The organism is Peptostreptococcus porci, assembly GCF_009695815.1.
GTDB classification, from domain to species: Bacteria; Bacillota; Clostridia; order Peptostreptococcales; family Peptostreptococcaceae; genus Peptostreptococcus; species Peptostreptococcus porci.
The window spans coordinates 311,513-330,828 of sequence record NZ_VUNE01000002.1; the positions used below are offsets into that span (position 1 = coordinate 311,513).

Genomic DNA, 19,316 nt, shown 5'->3' on the forward strand with positions numbered 1-19,316 from the left:
GATAATTTGAATTAACACAACTTTAAAAAAGAAACATAGAAACATTTTCCTAACCACTACTTGTAATTATAGCACATTTATTTCTATTAGTGTACAATAATTTATTAATTAACAATCGTTTTTGCCATTATTTTTTTATTATATTTTGTATTTAATTTTCTTTAATAAAAATATTTTATCAAATTTGGTATTTTGTTAATTTGGGTAAATATTAATCATTTTTTTTAAAAAAATTTCTTAGAAAAAATAATGCCAAAATTTTCATAAAAATACGAATGTTGTCAATAATACTTCAAAGTTTTTCTTATAAAGTATAACTCAATCATTTCTAAAAAAAGCTGGAAAAACTGAGTATTGAGAGAAATAGAAATGTAAAAAAGAATATGCTGAGAATTAAATAAATGAGCAATACAAAAAGGGAAAACTAGCTATTAAGTGAATAAAAAATACAAAAAAGAAAAAACCAACATACATGAGTATGTTGGTAATAATTAGTAAACTTAATTATTCTGGCTGAGGAGCGTCTACTGGACATACACCTGCACAAGAACCACAGTCTATACAAGCTCCACCATCTATTACATAGATGTCTCCTTCAGTTATGCATGATACTGGACATTCAGAAGCACATGCACCACAACTAATACAAGTATCTTTAATTACGTAAGCCATATCTAATTCCTCCATTTTTCATAATATTTTATCGACAACACTATTATAGCAAAGTATATAAATATTTGCAATTGATTTTTCAAAAATTTATCATTTTTTTTATTAGCTATCAAATACACTCTATATAGTGAATAAACATTTTAAAATATTATGAATATCAGAATTTTTATTTTCTATTGAGAATCGATATCTATTAACTCAAGGTCACTTACAATAAATTAAATCTCAGTGCCTTCCTTCATCAAATAAGAAAGCGTAAACAGACTTTCTGTTAAATTAACACTTTCAACTATTACGTCATTTGGAACCTCAAGATCTATAGGAGCGAAATTCCAGATTCCCTTTATTCCAAGCTTAACCAACTTGTCTGCCACTTCCTGAGCACCATTTTTTGGAATACACAAAATAGCTATATCAACTGCGTTATCAACGATGTATTTTTCCATTTCATCAGAATCCATTATTTCATAATCTCTTAATTTTAGACCTATCATCTTTGGATTAGCATCGAAAACGGCCTTGATATCAAACCCTGCATTCTTGAAACCAGTATAATTTGTAAGAGCCTGCCCAAGATTTCCAGCTCCGACTAATATCGCATTATAATTTCTGTCTAAACCGAGAATCTTCCCTATCTCTTTGTGTAGAGCTTCTACATTATATCCATATCCTTGTTGACCAAATCCACCAAAGTTATTCAAGTCTTGTCTTATCTGAGAAGCTGTAAAACCAATTATTTCACTTAGCTCTTTTGATGAAATTCTTTGAATATCCTTTGCCAACAAATCAGCCAAGTATCTATAGTATTTTGGTAATCTCCTGATTACAGCCATAGAAATATTTTTATTTCCCATATTGTCCTCCTATATTTTAAGTATTTTTGGCATATTCGATATTTATCACACATATGATACAAATCATAGGCTTTATAAACATCAAAAGTCCTCATATCATTTCATAATAAAAAATAGTCAAATCAAAACTACTTTTTCGTTAATTAAATATCTTTATAAAAACTAATATTATAACTACAGAATTATGCCATAGTTCGGTATTCAGCTTTATTAAAGATATTATACAACAGTTGATAAGTATTAGTAAAGAGTGTTTTCATAAAATTTACAAAAAATTTAACAAAATACTTTCCTACTCAATCATTCGTTCCCATTTGTCGTACAATTCATTTAGCTTTCGCTGGTATTCATTTTTTTCTCGCCCAACTTCTGCAATTTTTTCAGGAAAAAGATATATTTCTTCATCACATAGCAAGTATTCCAATCCCGCTATCTGTTTTTCCAAGATTGTTATTTCATTTTCAATATTTTTTAGATTCCTTTTCCTCTCATTTTCCTTTTGTTTATTTTCCTTTTCTTTTCTTCGTTCTTCCTTTATCTTTGTTTTCGTTTTTTCTCCAACAACATTATTATCGTCAGCGATTTTTTGCATCTCCTGCTGTTGCTTTTTCTTCTCAAGATAATAATCATAATTGCCCAAGTATTCAGTTATGCCGTCTTTGTTTAATACAAGGATTTTATCAGCAATTTTATTGATAAAGTATCTATCATGTGAAATTGTAAAAACAGTTCCATCATAATTTTCAATCGCCTCTTCCAAAACCTCTTTAGAATCAATATCGAGATGGTTTGTCGGTTCATCTAGCAATAGTAGGTTAGAATTCGATAACATCAGCTTTAATATTGCTACTCTGGCACGCTCTCCACCACTCAATGTCTTTATTTCCTTGAATACATCTTCTCCGTAAAATAGGAATGCTCCTAGTAAATTTCTGACATCTGTCTGATTCAATTTTGGATTTGAATCCCATATTTCATCAATGATTGTATTATTCAAATTCAATGTTTTTTGCTCCTGATGAAAATACGATATCTCTACATTTTGACCAATATGTATCTCTCCAGTCAATTTTTTTTCATCGCCCATTATCATTTTAAACAAAGTTGATTTACCAACTCCGTTTGGACCTATAAGAGCTACTTTTTCACCCCTGTAAATATCAAATGATACATCTTTAAAAATATTCTTTTCATTATATGACTTTGATATGTCCTCAACTTGTAATACATCTCTTCCACTTTGATGTGACCGTTGAAATCTAAATTTAGCCCTCTTTTTATCGCCATCGGGTCTATCTAACCTGTCGATTTTGTCGAGCATTTTTTCTTTACTTCTGGCTCTCTTTAGATGTTTTTCTCTACCATATGCCTTCAGCCTTTCTATAGACTCTTCTTGCTTTTTGATTTCTCTTTGTTGATTTTCGTATCTTTTTTGCTCTAACTCTTTTTGAATTTTTGACTGTTTTTGATAGTCGGTATAATTCCCATTATATGTAGTCAACTTTCTATTACTGATTTCAAAAATTCTATTAACCGATTGATCCAAAAAATATCTGTCATGAGAAATTGTCATTACAGTTCCGTTATATGCTCTGAGAAACGCTTCTAGCCATTCTACAGATTCTGAATCAAGATGGTTTGTAGGTTCGTCCAGCATCAATAAAGATGGCTTACTCAAAAGTAATTTTCCAAGTAGTACCCTTGTCTTTTCTCCACCAGAAAGCACATTGACCTTTTTATCCATCTCATCATCTCTAAAGCCTAGCCCTCTCAGAGTTCCAATGACTTCACTTTTATATCCATACCCATTATTTTCTTCAAACTCCTCAAGCTTCTTTGAGTACATATTCATCATATTTTCTAGTTCTTCAGTATTTTCTGTAGTCGAGTGTTCTGATATTTCATGTTCAAGCTTTCTCAGATTTTCTTCCGCTTGCACCAAATTTGAAAATACACTTAATACTTCCTCATATACAGTGCGATCTGAATACAGATTGGTATTTTGCTCCAAATAACCAAGTCTACAGTTTTTTGCTGTATAAATGTCGCCACTATCATATCCATATATACCGGTAATTATCTTGAACAATGTAGTCTTACCAGTACCATTTACACCTACAATACCAATTTTGTCACCCTCATTTACGGAAAATGATATGTCTTCCAATATCGATTCAACTCCAAAACTCTTGTTTATATTGTTACATGATAGTATTATCAAGGCATATCACCTCCATTCCATTAGCCTTTATCTATCTTTAAATTAGGAACAGCATTTAACTCCATTCCATCTCTTCTTCCATTAATATATCTATAGTACCCTGCGCAACCAATCATAGCCGCATTGTCGGTACATAGAACAAGCGGTGGATAGCACAGCTTTAATCCATTCTCATCACAAGTTTGCTTCATTTTCTCTCTCAATGCTGAATTTGCCGCCACACCACCAGAAAGTGTCACAATATTGTAGTTTTTATCTTTGCATGCCTTTATTGTTTTATTGACCAGTACATCAACTACTGCAGCTTGAAAAGAAGCACATATATCCTCTGGTACTATTTCAATCCCCTTCATTTTACACGAATTTAGATGATTTAGAACTGATGATTTCAATCCACTAAAACTAAAATCATATCCATCCTCATTGATGCAAGCTCTTGGAAACTCAACTGAATGTGGGTTACCATTCTTCGCCAATCTATCTACTATCGGACCTCCTGGATACCCCAAATTCATAGCTCTTGCAATTTTATCAAACGCCTCACCCGAAGCATCATCTTTAGTCTTACCCAAAATTTCATATACACCATAATCCTTCACTTCTACCAAATGAGTATGTCCACCAGAAACTATCAGTGTAATAAAAGGAGGTTTTAAATCATTATCGACAATATAATTTGCACTTAAATGTCCCTCTATATGATTCACTCCCACAAATGGAATTCCAAGCGAAAATGCCAACGCCTTTGCATATGACAATCCTACAAGCAATGCCCCAACAAGTCCAGGTCCATATGTTACCGCAATATGTGTAATATCTCCAAATCCAAGATTCGCCTCTTCTAATGCTTGCTGTACAACAACATCAATATTTTCAATATGCTTTCTGGAAGCCACTTCTGGGACAACTCCACCAAATTTTTTATGAGTTTCAATCTGAGTTGATATGATATTTGTCAAAACTTCTCTTCCATTTTTCAAAATGGCACACGCAGTTTCGTCACAACTGCTTTCTATTGCCAATGTTATCACATCTTTCATTTTTAAAACACCTCCCTTAGCTGCTTCCACATTATCAACGCATCTTCTTTATTATCGTTATAATACTCTTTTCTTATTCCACCCAAAACAAATCCATATTTTTTGTATAAATTTTGAGCGACAATATTGCTTGCTCTAACCTCCAGTGTCATTGAGCATATTTTTTCATTCATACATTTTTCAACAAAGCTTCTAAGAAGCCCGTCTCCTATTCCCAGCCCCCTGTAATCCTTGTGAACAGCTACTTTTGTAATATGAGCTTCATCAATAATGAACCAAGCTCCCATGTAGCCTATTATATTGCCATTTTCATCCTCTGCAATTATATATCTTGAAAGTTTATTGTTCAATTCTTCTCTCAACGACGAGAGTGTCCATGGCTCTGAAAATGCAGATAGTTCAACCTTATATACCTCGTCAATATCGCCTGATTTAATATCTCTATACATCATTTTCTTTAGCCTTCCTCTGTCTTTCATCATACTGCATTTCTGCCTGAGATTTCCTCAAATATTTTGGCAAAATCGTATAGCAGTCAAATACATCCAATCCTTTATCATACTTTATTTTAGCTATTGAGCAAAGAGCTGAGGCTTTTGAAACATTCTTATCTGGAGATGCAAACTCCACATTATCAAAATCGAGTTTTTCCCTATATTTATCTAATGCTTCACCAACGATAATATAGTTTTCAGATGAGTATTCGAGTCTATTGGCAAGCTGTTCCAAGCCAATCACATCTACATCCTCTACTACAGAGTAACTGTTATCTTCAACAGACCTGTAAATGCCACAATAAACATTTCCGGCTTGTGCATCCAAAATTGATATTATCTTTTTTGATGAATCCATTACATTAAATGCAATATTTTCCATAGAATTAATTGCTACAATAGGAAGATTTTTTGCATGAGAAATCGCCTTTACTGTTGCAACTGCAATTCTTATCCCCGTAAAAGACCCAGGTCCAACACAAACAGCCAAAAGGTCTATATCATCAATACTTATATCCGCCAAACTCATAAGTGATTCAAGCATAGGCATTAGCTTCTGTGAATGAGTTCTCTTGTCATTTATCAATATTTCGCCGACCAAAACGCCATCCATCATCAAAGCCACACTCGCCGACCTTGTCGATGTGTCAAAACTCAATATATTCATCAAATATTCATCTCCTCAACTATTTTTTTATATTTATCTCCGTAAGATATTATCTCCATTTCTCTACCCATTCCACTATAGTTTAAATTTATCTCCAATCTTTCTTTCGGAAGTATATCTCGAATAATGCTTGACCATTCAATAATACAAATCCCATCAGAATTTATATATTCATCAAAGCCGATATCGTACATTTCATCAGCTTCTACAATTCTATAAACATCGAAATGATATAAAGGTATGCTGCCCTCTGTATATTCATTCACTATAGTAAACGTTGGACTCGTTATATCTTCATCTATTCTAAGAGCTTTTGCAATACTCTTTGTAAGCGTAGTTTTACCCGCACCCAAATCACCATTTAGGCACAAAATAGCACCATTAAACAATTTTTCTCCAATTATCTCACCAATTTTTTTCGTACTTTCTTCATTTTCAAGAAAAATTTTTTTCATACTACACCTCACCGCAAAACTAGTTTAAAAAATAACCACGAATTATATTATATCACTATTTCAGAACAATATACATATTCATGAGTCAAAAATTGAAAAAATACTCTTATTCGCATAAAAAAACTCGCAACACCCATTTTGAACAATGGAATGTGCGAGCATTATTTAGAAACTATTTTTTATTTTTTGCAGCCATCATACAAGCAACAGCTATTGATACAAGCTTTGCAGATTCTCCATCAGATCTTGAGCAAACTACGATTGGAACCTTTGCTCCAACTACTACTCCACCAAATGTCCATCCACCAAGGTACTTCGCAGTCTTTAACAATACATTGCCTGCCTCTATTGCTGGCACTATAAGTATATCTGCCTTTCCTGCTACAGGATCATCAATACCTTTTACCTCAACTGCATGAGCATCAACAGCATTGTCCATCTGCAATGGTCCACTGACAATGCAACCCTTTATTTCGCCATTTTGATTCATCTTTTGTAATTCAGTGGCATCTACAGTCGCAGGCATCTTTTCATAATATTTTTCCTTGGCACAAATCATTGCAACCTTTGGTTCTTCATTTCCAAGAGCGTGTGCTACTTCAACTGCATTCTCAATTATACCTTTCTTCTGTTCCAAATCTGGAGCTATTAGCATCGCTCCGTCAGAAGTCAAGAAATATTTATCCTTATCTTCATTAAATAATATACCTACATAGCTCAAAGTTTTTCCAGTTCTTAGCTCATTTTCTTTTTTAACAACTGCCTTTAATATAAGTGAAGTGTCAATTAGCCCTTTCATTATTAGGCTTGCCTTTCCAAGTCTAACCTGATCCACTGCCTTCTGAGCTGAATCAGCAAGGTCCTGTGCGTCAACTATTTCCATATCTGAAATATTTAAATTTGCGTTTTTAGCTGCATCAAGTATTACTTTTTCTTCTCCTACTAGCTGCACCTTCACAAAACCTAGATCTACGGCATTTCTAAGTGCTTCTAGTGTTGCCTCATCATAAGGTGCTGCAACAGCAACTGTCTGGATTTCTCCTCCTGATTTTTCTTTTGCAAGATTTACAAAATAATCCTGATTAATCATAATTTTCTCTCCTCTTATTAAATTATTTATGCTTTATTTTTTTCCTTACACTAATACTAATTTTATCATATTCTCTCATTTATGCAAATGTTTTCTCTATAACAACAAATAAACCCACTTTGAATTTCAAGGTGGGTTTAGCTTTTTATATATTAAACATTAGTATATAGTGATGTTTTTTTTATTTGTAACCCAATAATACGCTAGCAATTTATTTTTCGTAAATATTAGTTTGCCGGTCTAATCAAAACCTCCATTTTTTTGTACAGAGGAAGAATTAATATTGATAACATAATCCCTTTAACCAAATTAAACGGTCCGATAAACCATAGGACGAAATCTAACAAATTATTTACTCTTGGATTTACTGCCTTTCCTATCCCAATTATAGCATCGATACCCATCAGCTGACCATAGAAAGGCAATAAGAAAAAGTAATTAACTACAGAACCTACAACAACCATTAGCAAAGTAGCTCCTACTAGACTCAAGATCAAAGTTTTTATATTCCTTTTTCTATTGTATATCAAAGAAGCGCCGATAACAAAAGAACTACCTACTATGATGTTTGCTATTTCACCAACTCCACCAGTTGTTGTCGCCACAATACCATGTAGAAAGTTTTTTATTACTTCAACAGCCACACCTGCCAAAGGTCCCATCGAAAGCCCAGCTATTAATGCTGGTATATCCGAAATATCAATCTTTAAAAATTCAGGAAAAAGCCCTGGTATTGGCATCTCAACAAACATCAGTATAAACGATATCGCTGAAAGCAATGATACCTTTACCAGCTTATTTGTTGATACTCCACTGTTTTGATTTTTTAGTACACCTGTTTTACTCATATTTTTACCTCCATTGGTTCGAGGGATAAAAAAATCCTGAAGAAACTTCTTCAGGATTTGGATTACAATTCAACACGATAATTAGAATCGCTAAATTTCTTCTCTCATCCAGACTTTACTGTCGGCTTTGGAATTTCACCAAATCAGCTTGCGCTCGCGGGCTATAACCGCCGGTAGGGAATCTCACCCACCCCCGAAGATTTTTTATTAATTTATATCTTTATTATAGTCTCGTTTCAAAAAAGTGTCAATAAAAATATCGATATATTTGACAAAAAATAATTTTATTTTCGTCTATAAAAATACTTCTATCTCTTTTCTCTCATGGTACATATATTCCAGTTCGTCTTTATGGAATAAATATCCTTCGTCATCAAAAAATTTCGATCCTTTTGGACATTTTTTTACACATGCACAACATTTCATACATTTTCCCGAAACGACCGAAACATCGTCATACTCTATTGATCCTAATGGACAAGCCTCATAGCAAATCTTGCAGTCATCGCAAAGCTCTAGTGTTGTTTTCGGTTTTATTTTTACAAAATTTATCTTATTTCCAAATCTATCTCTCGGAGAAAAGTAATCTCTATACGGAATTGCTCCCTTTATAGATCCATTCAGTGGTACGCTTCCAGACAGTATCTTCTGACAAACCATCATAGCGAACTTATCAATAGACTTGAAATCCTCATTATCCGGTCTTCCTTTACCAAGCTCAATCGAAAACGAATGTTCTCCTACAAAAGCTCCTGCAGCAGTTATTCTAAAAAAATTCGTCCTCATTATTTCGGATAGTTCAATAAGAGAATCATCGTAGTTCCTATTTCCAAATAGAACAACTGGAATGCAAAGCGCACCATTGCCTTTAATTGTTTTTAAAAACGGCAAAAGCAGGTTTGGAACCCTGCCAGCATAGGTCGGAACACCAAATACCACAATATCTTCGCTATCAAAAATCAACTTATTTTTCCTTGATCTTGGATTTGTAATGTCTATCTCCTTATACACTATATCTTTTCCCAAACCCTCAGAAATTCTATTACCCATTCTACTGACAACTTTTTTAGTTGTACCTGTTGCACTAAAATAAACCGAATATACCTTCATATCATCACCAATTTACACGTCAGCTTTAGGTTGCTTCACATTTTTCATAGATAAACCAACTTTGCCACGTTCCAAATCTATTTTTATTACTCTTACATTGACAATATCTCCAACTGTCAACACATCAGAAACCTTATTTATCCTCTTTTTTGATATTTCCGATATGTGAACCAGTCCATCATTCTTTATTCCGATATCGACAAATGCCCCAAAATCCACCACATTTCTCACTGTTCCGGATAATTCCATATCTATCTCCAAATCTTCTAATTTCATTACATCCGTTCTCAGTATAGGCTTTATTCCGCTATCACGAATATCTCTACCTGGTTTTTTTATTTCCTCTATGATATCTTTCATAGTGGCATTTCCGACATCTGAATCCTCACAAAGCTTTACAAAGCCGTATTTTTTCACTCTGCTATCTATATCATCAAGCTTTCCATCTCTTACATCATCCATTGTATAGTTCAACAGGTCTATTATCTTTTCACAAGCCTCGTAGCTTTCCGGATGAACACCTGTGTTGTCTAATGGATTGCTAGCATTTGGTATTCTAATAAATCCAGCGGACTGCTTAAATGCAGCTGGTCCCAACCTTTTCACTTTTTTCAGTTCGTCTATTCCACCAAAATCTCCATTTTCATCTCTATATGCCACGATGTTTTTTGCAACACCTGAAGAAATACCAGCAATATGCTCCAATAATGAAAATGATGCAGTATTAATATCCACACCTATTTTATTTACCGAATCCTCAACTACTCCATCGAGAACCTCTGTCAGTCTTTTTTCGTTGACATCGTGTTGATATTGTCCAACTCCAATGCTCTTTGGTTCAATTTTTACCAACTCTGCCATTGGATCCTGTAGTCTTCTCGCTATAGAAATGGCACCTCTTATTGAAACATTAATATCGGGATGTTCTTCATTTGCCAGCTTCGATGCTGAGTAAACAGATGCTCCGGCTTCATTCACAATAACATAGCTCACATTTCTATCTATTTCAGAAATCATTTCGGCAACAAACTTCTCAGACTCCCTTGAGGCTGTTCCATTACCGATAGATATTATATCCACCTTGTGTTTTTCTATCAATTTTTTCAGAATTTTTTTTGATTCATCAATTTTATTCTGCGGTTCAGTCGGATATACCGTAGTAAAATCTAATAGCTTCCCATTTTTATCTACTATAGCAATCTTACATCCAGTTCTATATGCCGGATCAAACCCCATCACTACCTTTTCCTTGATAGGTGGTTGTAAAAGCAAACCATTAAGATTTTGACCAAATACCTTTATCGCTCTTTCTTGCGCAATATCAGTCAAGTGGTTTCTTACTTCCCTTTCTATTGATGGAAATATCAGTCTCTTGTATGAATCCTGAGCTATTTCCAACAATATATTTTCATTGCCCTCATTTTGTTTTCCCGAATATTTTTTTGCTATGTATTCAATCATCTTTTCATCTTCAACGACAATCTTTACAGACAAGATGCCCTCTTTTTCTCCTCGATTAATAGCCAAGGTTCTATGCGGTAGTATTGTTTTCACAGCCTCAGTAAAATCGCTATACATCTTATAGACTGTGTCATTCTCATCCTTTGACTTTGATACGACTAATCCATGGTTTAGTGCATTTTCTCTAATGTATTTTCTAACTTCTGCATCGTCGCTAATCTGTTCTGCAATTATATCCTTTGCACCATCAATCGCAATATCTGTACTGTCAACGCCCTTATCTTCATCAATGTAGTTTTCAGCCTCTTTAGACAAATCAACATTTCTCGATAATAAAATCATCATCGCCAACGATTCCAAACCTCTTTCTTTGGCAATTGTAGCTCTTGTCCTCTTTTTCTGCTTGTATGGTGCGTAAATATCTTCAACTTCCTGTAACGTTTTTGCATTATTAACTGCTGTTACAATCTCATCAGTCAGCTTACCTTGTTCGTCTATCAGTCTTTTTATATCATCTTTTCTCTCTACCAAATTCCTCAAATAAGTCAATCTATCATAAAAATCCCTTAGCTGAACGTCACTCATTTCTCCAGTTTGTTCTTTTCTATATCTAGCAATAAAAGGAATTGTATTTCCTTCATCAATCAATTTAATAGCATTTTCAATTTGAAATTTCTTTAAATTCAATTCTTTTTCCAAAATTTTATTAATATCCATTTTGTACCCTCTTTCTAGTTTTTATTATTGAAACCCATTTATAATTATACTATATTTTAAGGGCTATTTTAAAAAATCTATCAAATTCTTCGATTTATTTTGCACTTTCTAATGCATTATTAACGGCATCAATTATTCCGTTTGAACTATAAGTTGCTCCACTTACAACAGACACATCAGTACTTTGAGAATTTAGTATTTCATCGATTACACTTTCAGCCCTTTGAAAGAACTCCCTATCATCATTAGTACTTTCTATTTTTATATTCGAAATATTCCCACCACTAACAACTACGTTCACAGTCACATCTCCTTTAAATCCACTAGCACTTCCTGTATATGTGCCATCTTTGTACCCAGAACCACTACCACTTTCATTATTTGGAGACTCTGATTGAGAGCTTTCAGTTGTAACATTTGAAGTATTCTGTTCTGAACCCTTGCTTATAGAGCATCCTGTTACCATTAATAGTATTGCAAGTGAGGATCCAACAATGCTTACAATCGTTTTTTTTTCTACTACTTTTTTATTTTTCTTTTTGTTAATAGATCTACTCATAATTCTATACTCCTTGTCTAATTAATTTTTTTGAACTATTTAAAATAAATTTCTTATATGTATACGAAATAAATATTACCATATAAAACAGCATACTCAAGTTTCTTGCCAAACTTGAAGGTTTACCAATATATACCATTGCTACCTGAACGAAAACCGCTGCATAAAAAATATATGCGAAGTTCTGTATATACTTCCATGTTTTTCCAGGTATTCTTCTTTTTACCTTAATAAATGAAGTAATAAATAATGGAATCATTATAATTATTGCTATCAAGCCAGCCATAAACATTATTAAGCAAATGATTTTTGTGCTTGTTTTCATATTTAATATAGCCTGGCTGTTAAAAATGTATTCAAATAAATAATGTATATTATGAGGAAGAGTAAAAATTGTACCAATAATAGACAACTCTCCTCTTAATCTTCTCAATCTTTTTTCAAAATTATTATTCATATTAAAAACACCCATATACATAACCACAATAAATATTGCTCCACCTAAAGCTCCAGAATCAATAGATTTTACTATCGTATCCAATATTGGTGTATATTCCACTGAGTACCCATTGAAAATCAGTATTCTATGCAAAATAACTATAAATGAAAAACATCCAAATATTAGATATAGAGATCCACTATACTCTTTAATCTGTCTTGAAAAAATATAACTTAATATTATTACAATCATAGTAGAAGCTATTATCATAAATATCACCTCTTTCTTTTCATGCAAGTATAATTATCGAACCTTAAAATACATTGAAAAAACTTTAAAATAAAAAAAGATAGTATTAAATATCAAATTGCAATATATGGTACACTTTTTCAAAAAAGTATTTTTGATATATGTCTGTATCTGTATTGCTTTATTTATGGCTATAACTTTATTTATAACTATAATAAAAATGGAGGCTGCACATTCATTTTTTTTGAATGTACGCCTCCATTTTTTGGATACTGCCCTTATGGGTCAATCCATTTTTATCAACATAGTAAATTACCCTAATGATATTTTGTGTTTTAACTATGGATTTATGATGATTGTATTTGTTATTTTTTGTTATCTCAGTAATTTACTAATGTTTAATATTTTTTAGTGCATCTTTAATTGCCATATGTATTGCATTGCTTGAAACTGTGGCATAAGATACAACATCGACACCACTTATTTTACTACCGTCAAACTTACTTAATAGCTTTATTTTCTCATGAACACTTTCACCTACATACTGTTTATATACATCTTTAGATTTGTTAAAAAAATCAGCATTTAACGGTGATTCTACTTTGGTTTCGCTGTCATCTATTTTAGTGATTTTACCATCCTTCACTGTAATACTTAGCTTTATCGTATACTTGCTTTCGTTACCCCAAGACATGTTACTTGGTTGAACAGCCTCTGCTTCACCTTTGTATGTTCCATCATATTTCGTAGTGTCGGTATTTTCTCCTGAATTAGGCTCTCTATCATCTGTTTTTCCGAAGTTCGGATCCAGCAGTTTTATTTTTTCCTTGTATTCTTCTAGCATCTTTTCAAACTTTTTGTTTTCAGATTTTAGGTTTCCATTTTCCAAGGTTAACGCATCAATCTTTTCTATTAATTCGGAATTATCTCCAGAAGAGCCTGCCTTTTTCAAGGCATTCTTTACTGCAGTCTTTATTCCATTTGAGCTAAATGTAGCACCTGTTACAGAATCCACCTTAACGCTCTGATTTGAAACTATTCTTGATAATACAGCCTTCGCATCTGTTATATATGGCTCATCATCACTGTGATTTGTCACATCTATACTCTCAATTCTACCATTTGATACCTTCACGGATACACTTATATCTCCCTTGAAGCCTCTTCCAGAACCTTCATATGTTCCATCATTTAACTTGTTGGAAATATCACCGGAATTACTTAGAGCATCGTTCAATTGCTTTCTCAAAGATTCCTTCTCACTTTGAAGCTCAGATACCTGTCTTTTTAGCCTATTATTTTCTTCACTGTTGTCTTCGCCTCCAGAGCTTGCTCCAGCACTTCTCAAGGCACTAGAAACCGCTGATTTTATTGCACCACTTGTAAGAGTTGCTCCACTGACAGAATCTACCTTCGTACTTTGAGCCGAAAGAATACTCGATATAACTCCTGCTCCTTTTTCATAATATCCCGGAGTTTCAGTATGAGATTCAACTGATATATCGCTTATCTTTCCTCCACTTACAACTACCTTAACCTTTACTGGTCCAGCATAGCCGTTTGATTCTCCATGATATGTACCATCTTTTAGCTTTCCAGGAATTCCATTGGAATTACTAAGTGCATCATTTAGCTGCTTCTTCAATGACTCTTTATCTTTTTGAAGATCAGAAACCTGTTTCTTTAGATTTTCACTATCCGAGCTATTATTTGAAGATCCACTTGTTCCACCAGAGCTTGCACCTGCATTTCTCAGTGCACTAGAAACCGCAGATTTTATTGCATTGCTTGTAAAAGTTGCACCACTCACAGAGTCCACATTCGTATTCTGAGCTGAAAGAATACTTGATATAACTCCTGCTCCTTTTTCATAATATCCTGGAGTTTCAGTGTGAGATTCAACTGATATATCGCTTATTTTTCCTCCACTTACAACTACTTTAACCTTTACTGGTCCAGCATAACCATTTGCCTCACCATAATATGTACCATCTTTAAGCTTGTTAGGTATAGATGTATTCACCGGTGAACTTGCAGAACCCGAATTTGAATTTCTTACTGAAGGACGGCTAGTTCTACTTGATGACGGAGTTTTCGTTGTCTTACTAGAGTTGCTATTTTTAGAACTAGAGCTACTATTTCCGCCTTTACTATCACTACTATCCTTTTTATCGCCACTATCATTTGAACCACTTGTATCGCTGGAGTTTTCCCCATCACTATTGTTTTTTGAAAGTTCCTCTTCAAATTGGCTCTTTAACTTATTCAAATTTTCATCATCGATTGATTTGCCATAGATCATTCCTGTACTATAACCTGTAATTCCTACAAAAATCGACAAAATAATCCCTGAGCAAATCAGTTTATCAATCTTAGCCTTCATTTTTCTACCTCCACTATTTCAAGGCATTAGCAACAGCATTTATAATTCCATTTGAACTATAAGTAGCACCACTCACGACATTTACGTCTGTCGATTGTGTATTGATAATTTCATCAATCAAAGCCTTTGCTTTACTGAAATACTCTTCGTCATCTGAATTTTCAACAATATCTATAGTTGTTATTTTTCCACCTGAAACAACTACATTAACCTTTACGTCACCCTTAAATCCTTGTGCACTACCAGAAAATGACCCATCCTTAAACTTTGATCCAGAACTTGCCCCATCTCCATTTTGATTTGATGATGAGCCATTATCACTCTTAGACTGATCTTTAGATGCTGTGTCACCTTCAGAGCCACTACTATTTGACTTAGATGAATCTGAATTTTTGCTTGCATCAGATCGAGAATCATTGAGTTTTCTAGATATTTCGTTAGTGTTAGATTTTTCGGCACTTGATGAAATAGGTGTCGGATTTGCCTTAACCTTCGAACCCGCAACTATTACTAGAACTACCAGTAAGCAAGCTCCTCCAGTAATAATTTCCTTTTTTTTCTTAATAAAAATTTCCCTCATAAAATTCTCCAATTCTATCTGACCTAATATGCCCTAATACTTATTTGCCGCCAACTTTTCAATTTTTAATCTTCTCTTTTCACACACCATTTTTATTTTAAGAACAGTATATGAAGTGAAAATCAAGAAATAAAATAGCAAATTTAGATTTCTAACAAGACTTGATGGCCTTCCAAGGTAAACCATCATTACCTGAATAAAAATCATTGCATAGAAAATATATGCGTACTCTTGCAAATTTTTCCATGCTTTCGCAGATATTTTCTTTCTAAAATACCTAAAAGATGTAATAAACAAAGGAATCATAATTATAATTGCAATTATGGCTGCCGCAAACATCATTAAATTTGTCCAGACAGTAAAATCCCTTGCCTTTACTATACTTCCACTATTCATTATAAATGAAAACAAATAGTGAACATTATGAGGAAACGTAATAATACAACCTATTATTGATAATTCGGCTCTTATTACCCTCAGCTTTCTCTGGTATGCCTTTTTCATATCAAAGACACCCATATACATAACTAGAATAAATACGGCTCCACCCATTGCACCAGAGTCAATCGCTCTCATCAATTGTTTCAGACCAACCACATATTCTATTGAATTTCCATTTAAAATTAAAATAGCATGAATAATTGCCATAAGAGACAGAGTTGAAACAACAATGTATGTATTAATGCTGTATTTTTTGATATAATCGCTCAGGAAATAGCTGAGCAATGTTACTATTGTTAAACAAACTATTATGTACATATAATCCCCCTTTGCATCGTCTGCAATTGTTTATCATTCTCACTAAATTAGAATACCACACTCTATTATCCATGTCAATTACTTCCTCATTATATTTATTTTTTTGTAAAAAAAATAGGTGTTAATTTAACTTTTTTTAGTTTTCTTTAAATATTATTATCGCATAAGTATTTGGTAATACTTTAACACAATAAAAAACAGCAAATCATTTTTAAATTTACCGTTCATTAAAATTGATTTACTGTTATTTAAATTATTGATTTACTGTTATTTAAATTATCGATTTTCTAGTTTATCATCCACAAATATCATCTATGAAATCTATATTACAGCCACAAGTGAAAAAATCACAAACTCTTTAGATATTCAAACATAAATCCGTCCAAATCTCCATCCATCACAGAATCGACATTTGTATTGTCGAAATTTGTCCTGTGGTCTTTTACAAGCTTATATGGCTGAAAAACATACGATCTAATCTGACTTCCCCATGTTATCTGGTTATATTTTCCCTGTAGGTCCTCAATTTTCTCTTTCTTTTCCTCTTCCTTTAGCTGTATTAATTTTGCTTTAAGTAATTTCATAGCAACATCTCTATTCGTATGCTGACTTCTTTCATTTTGACACTGTACTACAACTCCAGTTGGTAAATGGGTAATTCTCACGGCAGAATCTGTTGTATTGACGTGTTGACCACCTGCGCCAGAAGCTCTATAAGTATCAATTTTTAAATCCGATGAATTTATTTCAATTTCTACATCATCATCTATTTCAGGTGTTACATCGACTGATGCAAAAGATGTGTGTCTTTTTCCAGACGAATCAAACGGCGATATCCTAACCAATCTGTGAACACCTTTCTCACTTTTTAGATAACCATAGGAGTGAGTCCCCTTGATTAATAGGGTTGCAGTTTTAATTCCAGCTTCAGTGTCAGAAATCAAATCCAATAGCTTTACTGTGAAACCTCTTCCTTCAGCCCATCTGATATACATTCTAAGTATCATTTGTGACCAATCCTGAGCGTCCAATCCTCCTGTACCTGAATTAATTGACAAAATAGCATTATTGTCATCATATTCACCTTTAAATAGAAGCTTCATTGTCATCTCATCTAGTTTTTTTTGAGTGGATTCGATTTGTTCCTTCAAATTTCGTTCAATATCATCCTGTTCTTCCGATTCTGCCTCCATACTCAGTTCAATATATATTCCTATCTCCTCGTACATTGAAAACAGTACCTCATAATCTTCTATCTGGTTTGAAATAGCTTTATTTTCTTGAAGATATTTGTTTGACCTTTCACTATCTTCCCAAAAACTCTGATCCTCCATTAATGCATTTATATCTGATTGCCTGGCTCTTAAACTATCCAGGTCAAAGAGAAACACCCAGCTCTCTCACCTTGTCACCTATAGTCTCAAATTCATTTTTGTAATCTTGAATATTAAGCACTTAAACACCTACTTTCTTTTTTTTATCAATGATACTAATTATACCATAAAACCATATTTTTTTACAAAATTTGATATTATTGAATATCGAGAAAAAAATAGGAGAACTGTCGTTCTGACAGTCCTCCAAAAGGGTATAATTTGAAATTTACATATTTGTACAATTCTGTAATTTACCAGTTTCGACACTATTTTTAATGTTATCAAGTGAAGTGGAAACTAGGTTGTCTACTGCTGTTTCAGTAAAGAAAGCGAAATGCCCTGTAAGTACAACATTATCCATACTCATCAGCTTTTCAACTACAGTTCCTTTTATTTTTTCGTCATCAACTTTTTGATTAACGTACATTGTTTCACATTCCAAAACGTCTATTCCTGCACCAAAAAGCTTGCCACTTTCAAGAGCCTCTATTACATCATCTATGTTGACAAGAGCCCCTCTTCCAGTATTTACTAAAATCGCATCATCCTTCATAAGCTTTATGTTTTCTTTATTGATTAGATGATACGTATCATCAAATAGAGGTAAGTGCAATGAAACTACATCCGATTCCTTTAACAGGTCATCCAAAGTATCCTTATACTCCAATACTTCTTTTGCCTCTTCATTTATAAACTTATCATATCCAATTACCTTGGCTCCCAATCCCTTGAACAGTTTTGCAGCAGTAAGACCAATTTTACCAGTACCGACAATACCTACAGTACAATTTCTAATTTCTCTCGAAATAAGATCCTTATTCCATGTAAAATCCCCATTTCTCATAGCTGAATTAATGTGTTTAACATTTCTAAGTAGCTGCATTGCATGAGAAACAGCCAATTCAGCAATTGCATTTGGAGAATATCTCGGTACGTTTGTTATGGCAACACCATAATTCTTTGCCAACAATCCGTCAAACATATCAACTCCCGCAGTTCTGGAAGAAATTTGAGAAACTCCGTATTCTTTTAGCTTTTTAAATATTTCTTCATCCTTAACTGGTATAACCTGCTGAGTTGTTACACCATCAAATCCCTTCGCCTTATCGACTGAATCTACTGATAGCAACCCTTTTTCCAAAACAACTTCTATACCATTGTTTTTGGCCCAGTTTACAAAAGCTTTTTCTTCATATGGTTGAACATGATATGCTAAAATTCTCATCTTTATCCCCCTTTTTAAAAATACAAGAACAATTAATAAATTAACAACAAATTTTTCCAAACCGACATCAGCCATTATTTCCATAATGGCTGCAATGCCAATTTGAATTAAATCCAA

Annotated in this window: 18 protein-coding genes and 1 riboswitch; all 18 genes read right to left on the reverse strand. The window is 33.3% G+C overall.

Translation table 11 applies throughout. The features are described 5' to 3' along the window. Positions 1-504: 504 nt before the first annotated feature. A complete protein-coding gene (locus tag FYJ71_RS05485; RefSeq protein WP_091994965.1) occupies positions 505-672 on the reverse strand; it encodes a DUF362 domain-containing protein in 168 nt (55 codons plus the stop codon). A 218-nt stretch (positions 673-890) separates the two neighbouring features. Then, positions 891-1,526: a redox-sensing transcriptional repressor Rex gene (locus FYJ71_RS05490; protein ID WP_154537810.1), complete on the reverse strand. Its 636-nt coding sequence runs from the start codon at positions 1,524-1,526 to the stop codon at positions 891-893. 292 nt (positions 1,527-1,818) lie between these two features. Further along, a complete protein-coding gene (locus FYJ71_RS05495; RefSeq protein WP_154537811.1) occupies positions 1,819-3,747 on the reverse strand; it encodes an ABC-F family ATP-binding cassette domain-containing protein in 1,929 nt (642 codons plus the stop codon). A gap of 20 nt (positions 3,748-3,767) precedes the next feature. Next, a complete protein-coding gene (gene tsaD / locus FYJ71_RS05500; RefSeq protein ID WP_154537812.1) occupies positions 3,768-4,787 on the reverse strand; it encodes a tRNA (adenosine(37)-N6)-threonylcarbamoyltransferase complex transferase subunit TsaD in 1,020 nt (339 codons plus the stop codon). A gap of 2 nt (positions 4,788-4,789) precedes the next feature. Further along, complete coding sequence (gene rimI / locus FYJ71_RS05505) at positions 4,790-5,269, reverse strand: ribosomal protein S18-alanine N-acetyltransferase (RefSeq protein ID WP_331468035.1); 480 nt, start codon at positions 5,267-5,269, stop codon at positions 4,790-4,792. Further along, on the reverse strand, positions 5,229-5,948 hold the full coding sequence (gene tsaB / locus FYJ71_RS05510) for a tRNA (adenosine(37)-N6)-threonylcarbamoyltransferase complex dimerization subunit type 1 TsaB (RefSeq protein WP_154537813.1): 720 nt from the start codon (positions 5,946-5,948) through the stop codon (positions 5,229-5,231). The genes rimI and tsaB overlap by 41 nt, the downstream gene beginning before the upstream one ends. After that, positions 5,948-6,403, reverse strand: coding sequence for a tRNA (adenosine(37)-N6)-threonylcarbamoyltransferase complex ATPase subunit type 1 TsaE (tsaE, locus tag FYJ71_RS05515; RefSeq protein WP_154537814.1), 456 nt, complete (start codon positions 6,401-6,403; stop codon positions 5,948-5,950). The genes tsaB and tsaE overlap by 1 nt, the downstream gene beginning before the upstream one ends. A 172-nt stretch (positions 6,404-6,575) precedes the next feature. Next, on the reverse strand, positions 6,576-7,493 hold the full coding sequence (locus FYJ71_RS05520) for a bifunctional enoyl-CoA hydratase/phosphate acetyltransferase (RefSeq protein ID WP_154537815.1): 918 nt from the start codon (positions 7,491-7,493) through the stop codon (positions 6,576-6,578). Positions 7,494-7,720: 227 nt separating this feature from the next. Beyond that, complete coding sequence (locus FYJ71_RS05525) at positions 7,721-8,341, reverse strand: ECF transporter S component (protein WP_154537816.1); 621 nt, start codon at positions 8,339-8,341, stop codon at positions 7,721-7,723. Positions 8,342-8,433: 92 nt separating this feature from the next. After that, a riboswitch (FMN riboswitch) is annotated at positions 8,434-8,546 on the reverse strand. Between the two features lie 89 nt (positions 8,547-8,635). Further along, positions 8,636-9,451, reverse strand: a complete 816-nt coding sequence (locus FYJ71_RS05530) for an EFR1 family ferrodoxin (protein WP_154537817.1) — start codon at positions 9,449-9,451, stop codon at positions 8,636-8,638. Between the two features lie 12 nt (positions 9,452-9,463). Continuing rightward, the gene (locus FYJ71_RS05535; RefSeq protein ID WP_154537818.1) at positions 9,464-11,629 is read right to left on the reverse strand and encodes a Tex family protein; all 2,166 of its coding nucleotides are present in this window, start codon (positions 11,627-11,629) and stop codon (positions 9,464-9,466) included. A gap of 94 nt (positions 11,630-11,723) precedes the next feature. After that, positions 11,724-12,188 (reverse strand): FMN-binding protein, encoded by a 465-nt coding sequence (locus FYJ71_RS05540; protein WP_154537819.1) that lies wholly within the window; start codon positions 12,186-12,188, stop codon positions 11,724-11,726. Positions 12,189-12,192: 4 nt separating this feature from the next. Next, positions 12,193-12,897 (reverse strand): ferric reductase-like transmembrane domain-containing protein, encoded by a 705-nt coding sequence (locus tag FYJ71_RS05545; protein WP_154537820.1) that lies wholly within the window; start codon positions 12,895-12,897, stop codon positions 12,193-12,195. A 370-nt stretch (positions 12,898-13,267) separates the two neighbouring features. Continuing rightward, positions 13,268-15,259 carry an FMN-binding protein gene (locus FYJ71_RS05550; protein ID WP_154537821.1) on the reverse strand — a complete coding sequence of 664 codons (1,992 nt, stop codon included), beginning with the start codon at positions 15,257-15,259 and terminating at the stop codon, positions 13,268-13,270. 13 nt (positions 15,260-15,272) lie between these two features. Next, positions 15,273-15,839 (reverse strand): FMN-binding protein, encoded by a 567-nt coding sequence (locus FYJ71_RS05555; protein WP_154537822.1) that lies wholly within the window; start codon positions 15,837-15,839, stop codon positions 15,273-15,275. Positions 15,840-15,872: 33 nt separating this feature from the next. Next, positions 15,873-16,598, reverse strand: coding sequence for a ferric reductase-like transmembrane domain-containing protein (locus FYJ71_RS05560; RefSeq protein WP_154537823.1), 726 nt, complete (start codon positions 16,596-16,598; stop codon positions 15,873-15,875). 347 nt (positions 16,599-16,945) lie between these two features. Then, positions 16,946-18,053, reverse strand: a protein-coding gene (gene prfB / locus FYJ71_RS05565; protein ID WP_328597746.1) for a peptide chain release factor 2 whose coding sequence is annotated in 2 segments (ribosomal slippage) — positions 16,946-17,977 and positions 17,979-18,053 — 1,107 coding nt in all. Because the reading frame shifts where the segments join, the coding sequence is not laid out codon by codon here. A gap of 147 nt (positions 18,054-18,200) precedes the next feature. Next, a complete protein-coding gene (locus tag FYJ71_RS05570) occupies positions 18,201-19,316 on the reverse strand; it encodes a D-2-hydroxyacid dehydrogenase (protein ID WP_235899077.1) in 1,116 nt (371 codons plus the stop codon).

Bases quoted from the DNA above. Each gene is read 5' to 3' on its own strand.
- FYJ71_RS05485 (WP_091994965.1), bottom strand. From the start codon at position 672: ATGGCTTACGTAATTAAAGATACTTGTATTAGTTGTGGTGCATGTGCT.
- FYJ71_RS05490 (WP_154537810.1), bottom strand. From the start codon at position 1,526: ATGGGAAATAAAAATATTTCTATGGCTGTAATCAGGAGATTACCAAAA.
- tsaD (WP_154537812.1), bottom strand. From the start codon at position 4,787: ATGAAAGATGTGATAACATTGGCAATAGAAAGCAGTTGTGACGAAACT.
- rimI (WP_331468035.1), bottom strand. From the start codon at position 5,269: ATGATGAAAGACAGAGGAAGGCTAAAGAAAATGATGTATAGAGATATT.
- tsaB (WP_154537813.1), bottom strand. From the start codon at position 5,948: ATGAATATATTGAGTTTTGACACATCGACAAGGTCGGCGAGTGTGGCT.
- tsaE (WP_154537814.1), bottom strand. From the start codon at position 6,403: ATGAAAAAAATTTTTCTTGAAAATGAAGAAAGTACGAAAAAAATTGGT.
- FYJ71_RS05520 (WP_154537815.1), bottom strand. From the start codon at position 7,493: ATGATTAATCAGGATTATTTTGTAAATCTTGCAAAAGAAAAATCAGGA.
- FYJ71_RS05525 (WP_154537816.1), bottom strand. From the start codon at position 8,341: ATGAGTAAAACAGGTGTACTAAAAAATCAAAACAGTGGAGTATCAACA.
- FYJ71_RS05530 (WP_154537817.1), bottom strand. From the start codon at position 9,451: ATGAAGGTATATTCGGTTTATTTTAGTGCAACAGGTACAACTAAAAAA.
- FYJ71_RS05535 (WP_154537818.1), bottom strand. From the start codon at position 11,629: ATGGATATTAATAAAATTTTGGAAAAAGAATTGAATTTAAAGAAATTT.
- FYJ71_RS05540 (WP_154537819.1), bottom strand. From the start codon at position 12,188: ATGAGTAGATCTATTAACAAAAAGAAAAATAAAAAAGTAGTAGAAAAA.
- FYJ71_RS05545 (WP_154537820.1), bottom strand. From the start codon at position 12,897: ATGATAATAGCTTCTACTATGATTGTAATAATATTAAGTTATATTTTT.
- FYJ71_RS05550 (WP_154537821.1), bottom strand. From the start codon at position 15,259: ATGAAGGCTAAGATTGATAAACTGATTTGCTCAGGGATTATTTTGTCG.
- FYJ71_RS05555 (WP_154537822.1), bottom strand. From the start codon at position 15,839: ATGAGGGAAATTTTTATTAAGAAAAAAAAGGAAATTATTACTGGAGGA.
- FYJ71_RS05560 (WP_154537823.1), bottom strand. From the start codon at position 16,598: ATGTACATAATAGTTTGTTTAACAATAGTAACATTGCTCAGCTATTTC.